Raw genomic sequence first — 12,972 nt, forward strand, 5'->3', positions numbered from 1 at the left:
GGAGACCGATAGCGGGCAGCGGCGCATGGTGCAATGCGGCGAATGGTACTGAATGCAGCTGAGGGTGTTAGCGAGAGGCGCGTCGAGCCGTCATTCCCAGACGAAGGCGACCTTCTTCAGCGCCTTCTGCTCAAAGACCTCGACGCCCTCGGCGACGTCGCGGCCGCCGGCGCCGGCATAGAAGGTGAGCGCGTTTTGGTTGTCCTCCAGCGCCCACACCACCATGCCTTTCAGGCCGTGGTCTGCCAGTCGCGCCCGTGCGGCCGAGAATAGCCGGCTGCCAAGCCCGATGCCCTGATATTCCGGGCGCACGTAAAGTTCGTAGATCTCGCCCTGCTGCTTGAGCTCGCGGGCGCGATTCTTGCCGATCGTAGCGTAGCCGGCGACCTTGCCGCCGATCTCAACGACCAGGACGGTGGCGGCACGACGGATGGCGTTCGCCCACCAGTCGGCGCCGCGGCGGTTGATCATCGATGTCAGCGTGCGATGCGGGATGATGCCGGAGTAGGCGCCGTGCCAGGCCAGCAGGTGCACGTCGGCAATGGCGCTTGCGTCGCGCGGCTCGGCTTTCCTGATATCAATGCTCAGCGTCTTCATGATTGGTTAACCATAAACCCGCATTGCCCGATTGCAAGAGTCCGGTCAGCGGCTCCCAAGCTTTCGCACAGACGATAGACGTGCCGTTGACCGCCGAAAGAAGCCGTTCGTAGCGACTCAGATTTCGACCAGATGGTCGTCTAGCTCGTTGCTGTCGCCGGAAGAAACCGGGAAATGCTCGGCAAGCACCGCACCCGTCGCTTCGATCGCCTCGATGAAGCCGTCGACGAGACGATCGTCGCCGGCATGCGCGGTAAGGTCGCGGACGACGCCGTCCCAGACATGCTGGCCGACACGGCTGTCGATGCCGCTGTCGGCGATCACTTCGGCGTAGTGCTCGGCGATCGAAACGAACACCAGCACGCCGGTGCGCGCCGTGGTGCGGTGGACGTTGCGGGCGAGGAACTGCTTTATCGCATTGGCGTGCGCGGCCTGGTAGCGCAACCGCCTCGGCACCAGATGGATGCGCAAGCCGGGCAGCGCCCACAACAGGACGAGCATCGAGGCCATCGCCAGAAGCTGGGCGATGACGAAATGCGGCACGCGGATCGACAGCCACCACGCTTCCAGCCCGTAACTGACGGCGAGGCTGACGACGAGCATGGCCAGCGTCGCCATGAAGGCCGCCGGAAAGAAATAGCCGTCGCTGGCATAGGCGACCACGCAGTAGATTTCGCCGTCGGTCTTTGATTCGGCGACGCGGATCGCTTTGGCGATGCGGTCATGATCCTCGGGGCTGATCGGTCGAGTTGCCATGTTGTGTCTCACCAGCTTCCTGAAGAACCGCCGCCACCGGACGAGCCGCCGCCGCCCGAAAACCCGCCACCGCCTGAGCCTCCTCCGCCCGACGACCAGCCTCCCCCGCCGGAACTACCCGACCAGCCGGCAGATGATCGCCGGCCCGGCTCGAAGGTCATGCCCAGCCAGCGATAGCGGCCGGGGCCGAGTTTCCGGCCGAAGATCGGCGGCAGGATGGAGGCGGCGATGCTGCCGAAGAAGATGATCGCCCAGATGCTTATGAAGATCGCAAAGAACAGATCGTCGGTGTTGAATGGCGGCTGCTGGTTGCGGGTCCCGCGAGCTTCCAGTTCTTCCGGATTGCCTTCCAGCACCATGACCATGTCGTCGACAGCCTTGGCTATGCCGCCGGAGAAGTCGCCGGCGCGGAAGGCCGGCACCATGTCGTTTTCGATGATCAGCCTGGTGTGCAGGTCGGTCAGCGTGCCTTCCAGCCCATAGCCGACCTCGATGCGCATCTTGCGGTCGTTGTTGGCGACCAGCAAAAGCACGCCATTGTCCTCGCCGGCCTGGCCGAGATTCCAGGCCCGGAACAGCCGGTTGGCGTAGGGCTCGATCTCCTCGCCGTCGAGGCTATTGATTGTCGCGACGACGATCTGGTCAGAGCTCTTGGCCTCGAAATCCGCAAGCTTGCGGGTCAGCGCCGCCTCGGTCGCGGCATCGATGATACCGGCATTGTCGACGACCCGCCCGGTCAGGGCGGGCAATTCGGCGGCAAGGGCGGCGAGCGGGAGGCAGAGAAGGCTTAGGGTGATGAACAGGAATGCCAGGCTGGCGTTCCGTGGTGCCCCCCTCTGGCCTGCCGGCCATCTCCCCCACTTGGGGGGAGATTGGCAGCTTTGCCGAAGTCGACTCCTTTGCAACGTTGGAGGTTTGCGAAAGCCATGATGGCGACCGATCTCCCCCCTCGTGGGGGAGATGTCCGGCAGGACAGAGGGGGGCGCCACGGAGTGCAAGGCCAATAGGGACCACGCTCACCAGCTGTTCTTCACCCGCCCTGCTGCGTGCCGAAATCGACCTTCGGCGTCTGCATCTTGTCTTCCTCGATGGTGAAATTCGCGAACGGCTGATTGTCGCGGAACCACAGGGTCGCCCAAATCACCGACGGGAAGGTCCGCAGCGTCAGATTATACTCCCGCACCGCCTCGATATAGTCGCGGCGGGCGACCGAGATGCGGTTCTCGGTGCCTTCGAGCTGCGCCTGCAGCGCCAGAAAATTCTGGTTGGCCTTGAGGTCGGGATAATTCTCCACCACTGCCAGCAACCGCGACAGCGCGCTGGTCAGGCCGGCTTGACTGTCCTGGAATCTCTTGACCGCTTCCGGATCGCTCAGCGTTTCCGGCGTCACCGTCACCTGCGTCGCCTTGGCGCGCGCCTCGACCACGGCATCGAGCGTCTCCTTCTCATGCGCCGCATAGCCCTTGACCGTCTCGACCAGGTTGGGGATGAGATCGGCGCGGCGCTGGTACTGGTTCAGCACCTGGCTCCATGCGGCCTTGGCGTTTTCCTCCGCCGTCGGGATGGTGTTGTAGCCGCAGCCGGCCAGCAGCGGCAGCACGATCGCCATCATCAGCAAGGCTGGCAGATTGCGGAAGACGAAAGGGGAGGAAAGGGCAGGCATCGAAAAATCCCTCAACAAGACTGACGGGCGAAGCATTACCACAATCCGCGCGCAAGAACATGACCTCAACCTGGGGCGTTACTGGTGCTTTGTGATTCACTGTCAGGCCCTGTAATTGGCCGGGCGAACAGGTTAAAGTCGCTGGGAAAACAGGGCACAGAAATGGCGGGACGCCAGGACAGCGACGACGAATCGCGCCGCATCATCGAGCGCGTGGCACGTGAAACCGACCCGGCCTCGTCCGTCGAGCGGACCGCCAAGGGCGCGCGCGATGACGTCACTGCCGCAGATGCCGACCGGGCGGACCCGATCGAATATTGGGGCACGCGCATCGGCCGGGCGCTGGGGCTCATTGTCGGCATTGGCCTGTTGACCTGGCTCGTGCTTTTCATCATCCAGAGATAGGAACCTCGTGAGCACCGAAGAACACGACGCGCCGCGCGCGGTCATCGTCATTTCCAGCCATGTCGCGCGCGGCTCGGTCGGCAACCGCGCCGCGGTCTTTGCGCTGGAGACGCTGGGCTTTCCGGTGTGGGCGGTGCCGACCGTCATCCTGCCCTGGCATCCGGGCCATGGACGGGCGACGCGCATCGTGCCGCCGCTCGATCAATTCAGGGCGCTGATGGCCGATCTCGAGCGCGCGCCGTGGCTGGGCGAGGTCGGCGCGGTGCTGTCCGGCTATCTCGGCGAAGGCGGCCAGGCCGACGCCGTCGCCTCGCTGGTCGGCGCGGTCAAGGCCAAGACGCCGGACGCCGTCTATATCTGCGATCCGGTGATGGGCGATTCGGGCGGGCTCTATGTGCCGGAGACGACCGCCATCGCCATGCGCGACCGGCTGATGCCGATCGCCGACATCGCCACGCCCAATCGCTACGAGCTAGAATGGATGGCGGGAGCGCCGCTGCCCGATATCAAAGCGGTGATGGCGGCCGCCCTTGATGCCGGACCGTCGACCATGCTGGTCACCTCGGCGCCGGCGATGATGGCCGGCGGCACCGGCAATCTGCTGCTCAACGGCAACCAGGCGCTGCTCGCCGAACATCGCCTCATCGACAAGCCACCCAATGGGCTCGGCGACCTGACGGCGGCCGTCTATCTGGCGCGCATCCTGTCCGGCCAGCCGGCGATCAAGGCACTGCAGTCGACCACGGCGGCGGTCTACGAGATCCTGGCGCGCACCGCCAAGCGCGGCGGCGACGAATTGCAGCTCGAAACCGACGCCCAGAGCTTGTCGCATCCGATGGCGATGGTGCAGCTTCGCCATCTCCTGCATCCGGGGCGGGACAAAAGAGCGTGACTGTCGTCGGTGTCGACGGCTGCAAGGCCGGCTGGATCGCCGTTCGCCGCGATCCCGGCGCAGCACCCTCGGCAGCCGTTTTTGCCAGCTTCGCAGCACTGCTCGACGCGCTGCCGGCCGATGCGACAGTCGCCGTCGACATGCCGATCGGCCTGCCCGATGTTTCGCAAAAGGGCGGCCGCGGGCCCGAAGCGCTGGTGCGGCCGCTGCTCGGCAACAGGCAATCCAGTGTCTTCGCCATCCCCTCGCGCGCGGCGCTTTACGCGCATACGGACGGCTTCACCACGATCGAGGCCTGGCATGCCGCGCATCGCCAGGCAAGCGAAGTGGCCAAGGCGAGCTCCGATCCGCCGCGCGGCGTCTCGATCCAGGCTTTTGGCATCTTTGCCAAGATCCGCGAGATCGATGCGGTGCTGATCGCGCGTCCCGAACTGCGCCGCCGCGTCTTCGAATCGCATCCGGAAGTCGCCCTCTGCCGGCTGAACGGCGATCAGGCAATGCGCCTGCCGAAGAAGATCAAGGGCGCCGTCAACCCGGCCGGCATGGCGGAACGCAAGGCGCTGCTTTGCCGGCACGGTTATGTCAGGGGCTTTCTCGACCGGACGCCGCCGCGAGGCGCCGCTGCCGACGACTTTCTCGACGCCGCAGCGATGATGCTGATCGCCGGCCGCATCGCCAGCGGCGAGGCAAGGCCGTTTCCGGATCCGCCGCTCGCCGACCGTTTTGGCATCCCTGTGGCGATTTGGGCGTGAATTTCCTCGGCCCATCTAGCGGCGAGGCATTCGCATTGGCGAAAGCCCCCTTCCAGCATGGCAATTGCAGTCCTCTGCGATTCGGCATTGCTCGCGACCGGCTTTTGCCGCTAGAGCCTTTCCTGACCTAAACGAGCTGCCGCCTAACCCGGAAAGGCTCCAGACATCGCCGATGCCTCATCTCCCTGACCATCTGCTCACCGGCTACCGCAATTTCATGAACGGCCGCTATCTCGCCGAAAGCGGACGCTATCGCTCGCTCGCTCGCGAGGGCCAGGCCCCCGAAACGATGATCATTGCCTGCTGCGACTCCCGCGCTGCTCCCGAGGCGATCTTCGACGCCGGCCCCGGCGAACTGTTCGTGCTGCGCAATGTCGGCAATCTGGTGCCGCCCTATGCGCCCGACGACCAGTTCCACTCGACCTCGGCGGCGCTTGAATTCGCCGTGCAGAGCCTCAAGGTCAAGAGCATCGTGGTGATGGGCCATGGCCGCTGCGGCGGCATCCGCGCCGCACTCGACCCCGCGGCCGCGCCCCTGTCGCCCGGCGACTTCATCGGCAAGTGGATGAGCCTGATTGCGCCGGCGGCCGAGACCGTGTCGTCCAGCACCTTCATGACGGCAACGGAGCGGCAGACCGCGCTCGAGCGCATTTCGATCCGCTATTCGATCGCCAATCTCAGGACGTTCCCCTGCGTCTCGATCCTGGAAGGCAAGGGACGGCTGTCGCTGCATGGCGCCTGGTTCGACATCTCGACCGGCGAGCTCTGGGTGATGAACAAGGACACCGGTGATTTCGAGCGGCCGGAGATGACGTAGGAGGCTTGCATGGCATGCCGTTCGATCGCTTTGGCCGCAGCGGCGCTGCTGTTTTCAGTCATATCCGCCCGCGCCGACGACGGCGCGCTCATCGGCCGCTGGTATGCGGCGCTGTTGGTCGCCGATCGCACGGAATTGTCGGACCTGCTTGCCGACGACGTCCGGATAAAACTCGATGATCTCGGCGTCGTCCAGACCAAGCAGGAATTCATCGCCTCCATCGACGACTGGAAGGGCGCTGTCGCCGGGGCTGAAATCCGGCATCGGATCGAGAAGACCGAAAGCGGCGTCACCACGGTGATCGCCTGTTATGATTTTCCCAACAACGACATGCTGATGCAGGAAACCTTCGCGATCGCCGACAACCGCATCACCGCCAGTTCGCAGGCGGCGATCGCGGAAAACTGCGACGCCTACTGACCGGCCGCGATATTGCGTGCGGGAAGCCGGCGCCTTACATCGGTGACGATCCGCCTCATCCCGCCACCCAGCGAAAGCCCCTCACTTACGGAAGAATGCCCATGCCGTCCGCCGTCGACCTCGCCGCCCATCCGCTGACCACCTGGCAAGGGCCGCTCGGCCTGCCCGATTTCACCCGCATCGGCGACGGCGATTTTTCCGAGGTTTTCGATGCGGCATTGAAGGCGCACGAGGCCGAGATCGAGGCCATGGCAGGCAATACCGAGACGCCGACCATCGAGAATACGCTCGCGGCACTCGAGCTTGGCGGCGAGGCGCTCGACCATGTCTCGTCGATCTTTTGGTGCCGGGCCGGCGCCCACACCAACGAGGCGATCCAGGCGCTGGAGCGCGACATCTCGCCAAGGATGTCGCGGCATTTCTCGGCGATCTCGATGAACGAGAGGCTGTTTGCCCGCATCGACGATCTCTACCAGCGCCGCGACGCCCTGAAGCTCGATGCCGAAACGCTGCGGGTGCTGGAAAAGACCTGGAAAAATTTCGTCCGCTCCGGCGCCAAGCTCGACGCCGAGGGCAAGAAACGGCTGGCAGCGATCAATGAGGAACTGTCGTCGCTCGGCACGAATTTCGGCCAGAACCTGCTTGCCGACGAGCGCGACTGGGCGCTGTTCCTCGACGAGGCCGACCTTGCCGGCCTGCCGGAATTCCTAAAAAGCGCGATGGCCGAGGCTGCCGAGATGCGCGGCCAGAAGGGCCGCTATGCCGTCACCCTGTCGCGCTCGATCTACGAGCCGTTCTCGACCTTCTCCGAGCGCCGCGACCTGCGCGAGATCGCCTTCCGCGCCTTCACCATGCGCGGCCAGAATGGCGGCGCCACCGACAACACCGCCGTGGTGCGCGATATGCTGCGTCTGCGCGCCGAAAAGGCGAAGTTGCTCGGCTACGCTTCCTACGCCGCGCTGAAGCTCGACGACACCATGGCAAAGACGCCGGAGGCGGTGCATGCGCTGCTCGATCCGGTCTGGGAAAAGGCGGTGGAAAAGGCCGCAAGCGATCAGATCGAGTTGCAGCGGCTGGCGGCCGAGGCCGGCAGCAACGAAAAATTCACCGCCTGGGACTGGCGCTTCTATCAGGAGAAGCTGCGCGCCGAGAAGTTTGCCTTCGACGAGGCCGAGTTGAAGCCCTATCTGCAGCTCGACCGCATCATCGACGCCTGCTTCGACGTGGCGACAAAATTGTTCGGCATCAGCTTCGAGGAGAAGCAAGGCATTGCCACCTGGCACCCGGACGCACGTGTTTTCGTCGTCAGGAATGCCGACGGCAGCGAGCGCGGGCTGTTCCTGGCCGACTATTTCGCGCGGCCCTCAAAGCGCTCCGGCGCCTGGATGAGCGCGCTGAAATCCGGCTACAAGCTAGGCGATGGCTCCAAGCCGGTCATCTACAACATCATGAATTTCGCCAAGCCGCCGGAGGGCGAGGCAGCACTTTTGTCGGTCGATGAGGCCAAAACCCTGTTCCACGAGTTCGGTCATGCGCTGCATGGCATGCTGACCGAGGTCACCTGGCCATCGGTCGCGGGCACCTCGGTCAGCCGCGATTTCGTCGAACTGCCCTCGCAACTCTACGAGCACTGGCTGACCGTGCCGGCGGTGCTGGAAAAGCATGCGCTGCACGTGAAGACCGGCAAGCCGATGCCGAAGGCGCTGGTCGACAAGATGCTGGCAGCGCGCACCTTCGGCGCCGGCTTCGCCACGGTCGAGTTCACCGCCTCAGCACTAGTCGACATGGCCTACCATGCGCGGCCGGAGGCGCCGGACGAGCCGCTTCGTTTCGAATCCGAAACGCTCGAGAAGATCAACATGCCCGACACCATTGCCATGCGCCATCGCACCCCGCATTTCGGCCACATCTTTGCCGGCGACGGCTATTCGGCCGGCTACTATTCCTACATGTGGTCGGAGGTGCTCGACGCCGACGCCTTCGCCGCCTTCGAGGAGACGGGCGACCCGTTCAATCCGGCGCTGGCCGAGCGGCTCAGGAAAAACATTTATGCCGCCGGCGGCTCCAAGGACCCGGAAGAGCTCTACACCGCCTTCCGCGGCAAGATGCCGTCGCCCGAAGCGATGATGATCAAGCGCGGGCTGGTCTGAAGCGAAGGCCAATGGACCAATTGCCAACCCCGGCGACGTATGAGCAAAAACACCTCGCAGCAGGCCCACCTTAACGCGGCGCGCTTAGCCGCCACTCAGCGCCTCGATGCATCTCGCCAGCGCCGCCGGGTCGCCTGATATGCGCAGCGTCTTCAGCCGGGCCGTGCCGCCGGCGGCGACCGAGACGGCCGATCGCGGCACTCCCAGTGCCTTGGCGACCAGCCGTTCGAGCGCTTGGTTGGCGGCGCCGTGTTCCGGCACGGCGCGGACGCGCGCCTTTCAGATGGCTTCGCCCGTCTGCCGAGGTCTCGATGCCTTCGAGCCTGTCCATCGCCGCTTTCGGCGTCAGCCGGACAAACAGGTCGATGCCGTCGTTATGCGGGCGAAACGGCCCGGTCAGGGAACCGCCGTCAGACGACCAGCGGCGCCACCGTGGTGAGCAGGAACTGCCGGAGGAAGAACAGGATCAGAAGCAGGATGATCGGCGAAATATCGATGCCGCCGAGGTCGGGCAGGAAGCGGCGGATCGGCCGCAGCGCCGGCTCGGTCAGCCGGAAGAGCATGTTGCTGACGCTATCGACGAACTGGTTGCGCGAATTGACGACGTTGAAGGCGTAGAGCCAGGAGAAAATCGCCGAAGCGATGATGATCCACCAATAAATGTCAAGCGCCAGGACAATGGTCTGAATGAGGGCTATCATGCCGGTCTCCGATTGTTGCCGACATGTAGCCATTGCGGGCGAAGGCGGCAAGAGCCAGCTTCCGCGGCACGCCAGGCCGGTGGCTGGCCGTGCGATTTTTGGGCAAAACGCCGTCTTGACAGGAAACCGCCGCGCCCGATAAATGCGCCCATTCCGCTGGACGGGGCTGTAGCTCAGCTGGGAGAGCGCGTCGTTCGCAATGACGAGGTCAGGAGTTCGATCCTCCTCAGCTCCACCAGCGGAAATTTATCTCAATAAAATCAAGACGGTAGCTGTAGCAGCGCACCCCGAACACGCACTGGTGGAAGGCCGCTTTGAGCTTTAAGCCTTAAAGCTGACCATCAAGCCATTCTCGCAGATCGCGGTCCTCGTGATCTTCGGCGAGAGATGGTCTCGTCCTGACGTACCAGATCACGGCAAAACCACCGGCCACCCACACGCCGGCAAGCACGTCTACGACGATGTCAATCACTTCAAACCCCTAAGCCCAACCCACATCTAGCTCGACCGAAATCGCTCCACAAGTGCAAAATCAGGTCGTTGCCGCGGGCTGGCGCCCCGCCTGGGGGAGTCATGCTGTTGTCAGATGCCCAAATCAGCCGCATCTTTGCAGCGGCCCAACGCCAATCTGCATTTTCTCAATGGCATGGTCGGCGCCTCGCAGGCTTCGCTCGGCCGCATCGACAATGGCCTCGACATCGCTTCGAGCGCATGGTTGATCTGCTGGCGTCCATATCGGTGAAAATGGAAACTCCGGGAGGAGGAATGGAGCTTCGGCTGGAAGGCAAGGTGGTGCTGATCACCGGTGCGACGCAAGGCATCGGCCGGGCGATCGCCGAGACGCTGGCGCGTTCCGGCGCCGGCGGCCTGCTGGTCACCGGCCGCGAGCCCGTGCGTGGCAACGAAGTGGCGACGTCGCTCTCCCAGGCAGGCACGCCAACCACTTTCGTCGCCGCCGATCTGGCGGATACCACGGCGCCGGCGCGGCTGGTGGACGAATGCATCAGCCGCTTCGGACGCATCGACGCGCTGGTCAACGCCGCCGGCCTGACCAACCGCGCCTCATTCCTCGATGCCGACCTCGACGATTGGGCGGCGCTGTTCGCCGTCAATGCGCGAGCGCCCTTCTTCCTCATGCAGGCGGCCATCACGCAGATGCGCAAGCAAGGTCAGGGCGGCGCCATCGTCAACATCCTGTCGATCAACGCGCATTGCGGCTCGCCCGAACTTGCCGTCTATTCGGCCACCAAGGGCGCACTCGCGACGCTGACCCGCAACGCCGCCAACGCGCATCGTTTCGACCGTATCCGCGTCAACGGCATCAATGTCGGCTGGACCGACACGCCGGCCGAACGCATCATGCAGGCCGAGACGCTGGGGCATGGCCCCGGCTGGCTCGACGCCGCCAACGCGTCGCAGCCTTTCGGGCGCCTGCTGGCGGCTGACGAGGTCGCCAACCTCGCTGTCTTCCTGCTCTCCGACGCCTCCGGGCCGATGACCGGCGCGCTGATCGACCAGGAGCAATGGGTGGTGGGGGCGAACCGGTGAGGGCTTCCCGATCGCCGGAAACGCCAGGCCCGGCAGTGATTAGCCGGCTTGCTTTCACCGGCCAAAAACCGTCCTACGACCGGACAGCGCTGGCCCGGGGTATCGCCGATACCGTCGTTCGTCAGACAGGTTTGCGCATTGCCGGCGGCCACACGGTTGAAGCGGCCCGCACAATCGGCATAGTAGGTCGCCACGACCACGGGAGGGCAATATGAAGCTCGGACTGCTCACCGCACCGTTTGCCGATACCCCGCTCGGCGAGGTCGCCGACTGGGCAAGTTCTGCCGGCTTCGAGGCGCTCGAGATCGCCTGCTGGCCGAAATCCTCAGGCGCTGCTCGGCGCTATGCCGGCACCAGCCATATCGACGCCGCCTCGACCTCGGCCTCGCAGGCGAAGGAAATCACCGCCGCACTGGCGGAAGAGAACCTGTCGATCTCGGGCCTCGGTTTCTACCCCAATCCGCTGCATCCCGATGCCGCCCACCGCAAGGCCGTCGCCGATCATTTGAAGAAGCTGATCGTGCTGGCGAGCCATATGGGCGTGCCGGTGGTCAACACCTTCTGCGGCGGCGACGCCTCAAAAACCATTGATGCCAACTGGCAAGAGGCACTCAAGGTCTGGCCTGATATCCTCGCCCATGCGCGCGACAACGGCGTCAAGCTGGCTTTTGAGAACTGCCCGATGATCTTCAGCTATGACGAATGGCCGGGCGGCCACAACATCGCCTATTCGCCCTATATCTGGCGCCGCATCCTCGAGGCCTGGGGCGGCGATGTCGGCATGAATTTCGACCCGTCGCACCTGGTCTGGCAGATGATCGACCGGGCCCGCTTCATCAGGGAATTCGGCCCGTACATGCTGCATGTCCATGCCAAGGACCTGATGATCGATCATGATGGGCTTTACGAGCGCGGCATCCTCTCGGCCGGCATGGGCTGGCAGGTGCCGCGCATGCCGGGACTTGGCGATGTAGACTGGAATGTAATCTTCTCCGGCCTTTACCGCGCCGGCTACGACGGATCCATCATCATCGAGCACGAGGACCGGCGGTTTGAGGGGAGCGATGAAAACGTCAAGCGCGGCTTTCTGCTCGCCCGCGACGTGCTGCGCCCCTTCGTGAAATGAGCCCCCTTTTCGAACTGAACTGAAAACCCCCTTTTCGAACTGAACTGAAAACAATGTGGAGGAAGACTGAAATGAAAAAATACCTGGCAATGGTCCCGCTGCTTGCCGGCGCGGCGTTTCTGGCTTCGGTGGGCGTCTCGTCGGCTGAAGCCAAATACACGATCGGCGTCTCCAACACGGTGCAGGGCAATGGCTGGCGCGAGGAGATGATCTGCGCCATCAAGGCGCAGGCGCTCGCCTCCGGCGAGGTCACCAAGCTCAACATCGCCCATCGCAACACCGACGCCGCCGGCCAGCTCGAGGACATCCGCAACCTGATCAGCGCCAAGGTCAACGCCATCGTCGTCAACCCGGCCGATCCGGCCGGCATCAAGTCAGCCCTCGAGGAAGCCACCAAGGCCGGCATCGTCGTCGTCGCCGTCGACCAGGCGGTCACCGAGCCCTCGGCCTACATCATCTCCAACAACCAGGAACAGTACGCCTATCTCGGCGCCAAATGGCTGTTCCAGCAGATCGGCGGCAAGGGCGACGTGGTCTATATGCGCGGCGCCGCCGGCGCCTCGGCCGACAGCGACCGCGACAAGGGTTTTAAGAAAGCGCTTGCCGAATTCCCCGACGTCAAGGTCGTGCATGAGGTCTTCACCGGCTGGCAGCAGGACCAGGGCAAGCAGCAGATCCTCGATTTCATCGCCACCGGATCGCCATTCAACGGCATCTGGACCTCGGGCATCGACAATGTGATCGTCGATGCGCTGGTCGAGTCGCAGACGCCGCTGGTGCCGGTGGTCGGCGCCGACAATGCCGGCTTCGTCGGCCAGCTGAACTCGGTCGAAGGCCTCGTCGGCGCGGCGGTGACCAACCCCGGCTCGATCGGCGGCGCCGGCGTGACACTGGCCCTGCAGATCCTGAACGGCAACAAGCCGGCGGAGCAGACCGTGCTCGTCGAGCCGCAGCTGTGGGAGAACGTCACCGCGGAGGGCAAGGCCAAGCTGAAGAGCGCAGCCGATCCGTCGCTGAGCCCGGAATGGCCGGTCTCGATCTCCATCCCGGAGTGGACCACCTACACCAAGGAGCAGATCATCGCCTGCAAGGGCCCGGGCGAGTAATTCGCTGGTTTGAATTGGCTGGCGCTCTACGGCGCCCCC

General features: G+C 64.3%; 16 protein-coding genes, 1 tRNA gene and 1 pseudogene. 11 read left to right on the forward strand and 7 right to left on the reverse strand.

Features of this window, described 5'->3' with window-relative positions; genetic code table 11:
* Positions 1–90: 90 nt before the first annotated feature.
* The 4 genes from NMG70_RS23350 to NMG70_RS23365 form a co-directional block, all read right to left on the reverse strand.
* Positions 91–597 carry a GNAT family N-acetyltransferase gene (locus NMG70_RS23350; protein ID WP_254026706.1) on the reverse strand — a complete coding sequence of 169 codons (507 nt, stop codon included), beginning with the start codon at positions 595–597 and terminating at the stop codon, positions 91–93.
* Between the two features lie 117 nt (positions 598–714).
* The gene (locus NMG70_RS23355) at positions 715–1,353 is read right to left on the reverse strand and encodes a TPM domain-containing protein (protein ID WP_254026707.1); all 639 of its coding nucleotides are present in this window, start codon (positions 1,351–1,353) and stop codon (positions 715–717) included.
* 8 nt (positions 1,354–1,361) lie between these two features.
* Positions 1,362–2,165 carry a TPM domain-containing protein gene (locus tag NMG70_RS23360; RefSeq protein ID WP_436798446.1) on the reverse strand — a complete coding sequence of 268 codons (804 nt, stop codon included), beginning with the start codon at positions 2,163–2,165 and terminating at the stop codon, positions 1,362–1,364.
* 218 nt (positions 2,166–2,383) lie between these two features.
* Complete coding sequence (locus tag NMG70_RS23365) at positions 2,384–3,016, reverse strand: LemA family protein (RefSeq protein WP_254026708.1); 633 nt, start codon at positions 3,014–3,016, stop codon at positions 2,384–2,386.
* A gap of 162 nt (positions 3,017–3,178) precedes the next feature.
* Between NMG70_RS23365 and NMG70_RS23370 the strand changes: the two genes are divergently transcribed.
* The 6 genes from NMG70_RS23370 to NMG70_RS23395 all read left to right on the forward strand — a co-directional run bounded on the left by NMG70_RS23370 (position 3,179) and on the right by NMG70_RS23395 (position 8,452).
* Positions 3,179–3,421: a hypothetical protein gene (locus NMG70_RS23370; RefSeq protein WP_254026709.1), complete on the forward strand. Its 243-nt coding sequence runs from the start codon at positions 3,179–3,181 to the stop codon at positions 3,419–3,421.
* A gap of 7 nt (positions 3,422–3,428) precedes the next feature.
* Positions 3,429–4,313 carry a pyridoxal kinase PdxY gene (gene pdxY, locus NMG70_RS23375; RefSeq protein WP_254026710.1) on the forward strand — a complete coding sequence of 295 codons (885 nt, stop codon included), beginning with the start codon at positions 3,429–3,431 and terminating at the stop codon, positions 4,311–4,313.
* Positions 4,310–5,065 (forward strand): DUF429 domain-containing protein, encoded by a 756-nt coding sequence (locus NMG70_RS23380; protein ID WP_254026711.1) that lies wholly within the window; start codon positions 4,310–4,312, stop codon positions 5,063–5,065. Before pdxY ends, NMG70_RS23380 begins: the two co-directional genes overlap by 4 nt.
* Positions 5,066–5,237: 172 nt before the next feature.
* Positions 5,238–5,882 (forward strand): carbonic anhydrase, encoded by a 645-nt coding sequence (locus tag NMG70_RS23385; RefSeq protein WP_254026712.1) that lies wholly within the window; start codon positions 5,238–5,240, stop codon positions 5,880–5,882.
* A gap of 9 nt (positions 5,883–5,891) precedes the next feature.
* Positions 5,892–6,302 carry a nuclear transport factor 2 family protein gene (locus tag NMG70_RS23390; protein WP_254026713.1) on the forward strand — a complete coding sequence of 137 codons (411 nt, stop codon included), beginning with the start codon at positions 5,892–5,894 and terminating at the stop codon, positions 6,300–6,302.
* Positions 6,303–6,397: 95 nt separating this feature from the next.
* Positions 6,398–8,452 carry a M3 family metallopeptidase gene (locus NMG70_RS23395; protein ID WP_254026714.1) on the forward strand — a complete coding sequence of 685 codons (2,055 nt, stop codon included), beginning with the start codon at positions 6,398–6,400 and terminating at the stop codon, positions 8,450–8,452.
* Between the two features lie 84 nt (positions 8,453–8,536).
* Here the strand turns inward: NMG70_RS23395 and NMG70_RS23400 are convergent.
* Together NMG70_RS23400 and NMG70_RS23405 are read right to left on the reverse strand one after the other, a co-directional pair.
* Positions 8,537–8,852 (reverse strand): annotated as a pseudogene (locus tag NMG70_RS23400) (DUF167 domain-containing protein).
* A gap of 10 nt (positions 8,853–8,862) precedes the next feature.
* Entirely contained in the window at positions 8,863–9,153 is a 291-nt protein-coding gene (locus NMG70_RS23405; protein ID WP_023800489.1) for a YggT family protein, read from the reverse strand.
* A 162-nt stretch (positions 9,154–9,315) separates the two neighbouring features.
* Between NMG70_RS23405 and NMG70_RS23410 the strand changes: the two genes are divergently transcribed.
* Positions 9,316–9,391: transfer RNA gene (locus tag NMG70_RS23410), tRNA-Ala, on the forward strand.
* 90 nt (positions 9,392–9,481) lie between these two features.
* Here the strand turns inward: NMG70_RS23410 and NMG70_RS23415 are convergent.
* On the reverse strand, positions 9,482–9,625 hold the full coding sequence (locus NMG70_RS23415) for a hypothetical protein (protein ID WP_254026715.1): 144 nt from the start codon (positions 9,623–9,625) through the stop codon (positions 9,482–9,484).
* A 114-nt stretch (positions 9,626–9,739) separates the two neighbouring features.
* On the opposite strand from NMG70_RS23415, the gene NMG70_RS23420 reads away from it, so the two are divergent.
* The 4 genes from NMG70_RS23420 (at position 9,740) to NMG70_RS23435 (ending at position 12,933) form a co-directional block, all read left to right on the forward strand.
* Positions 9,740–9,895: a hypothetical protein gene (locus NMG70_RS23420; RefSeq protein WP_254026716.1), complete on the forward strand. Its 156-nt coding sequence runs from the start codon at positions 9,740–9,742 to the stop codon at positions 9,893–9,895.
* Between the two features lie 23 nt (positions 9,896–9,918).
* Positions 9,919–10,701 (forward strand): SDR family oxidoreductase, encoded by a 783-nt coding sequence (locus NMG70_RS23425; protein ID WP_254026717.1) that lies wholly within the window; start codon positions 9,919–9,921, stop codon positions 10,699–10,701.
* Positions 10,702–10,912: 211 nt separating this feature from the next.
* Positions 10,913–11,827 (forward strand): sugar phosphate isomerase/epimerase family protein, encoded by a 915-nt coding sequence (locus NMG70_RS23430; RefSeq protein ID WP_254026718.1) that lies wholly within the window; start codon positions 10,913–10,915, stop codon positions 11,825–11,827.
* A gap of 71 nt (positions 11,828–11,898) precedes the next feature.
* The gene (locus tag NMG70_RS23435; protein ID WP_254026719.1) at positions 11,899–12,933 is read left to right on the forward strand and encodes an ABC transporter substrate-binding protein; all 1,035 of its coding nucleotides are present in this window, start codon (positions 11,899–11,901) and stop codon (positions 12,931–12,933) included.
* The last annotated feature ends 39 nt before the right edge of the window (positions 12,934–12,972 follow it).

This window comes from Mesorhizobium ventifaucium (assembly GCF_935822925.1).
GTDB classification, from domain to species: domain Bacteria; phylum Pseudomonadota; class Alphaproteobacteria; order Rhizobiales; family Rhizobiaceae; genus Mesorhizobium; species Mesorhizobium ventifaucium.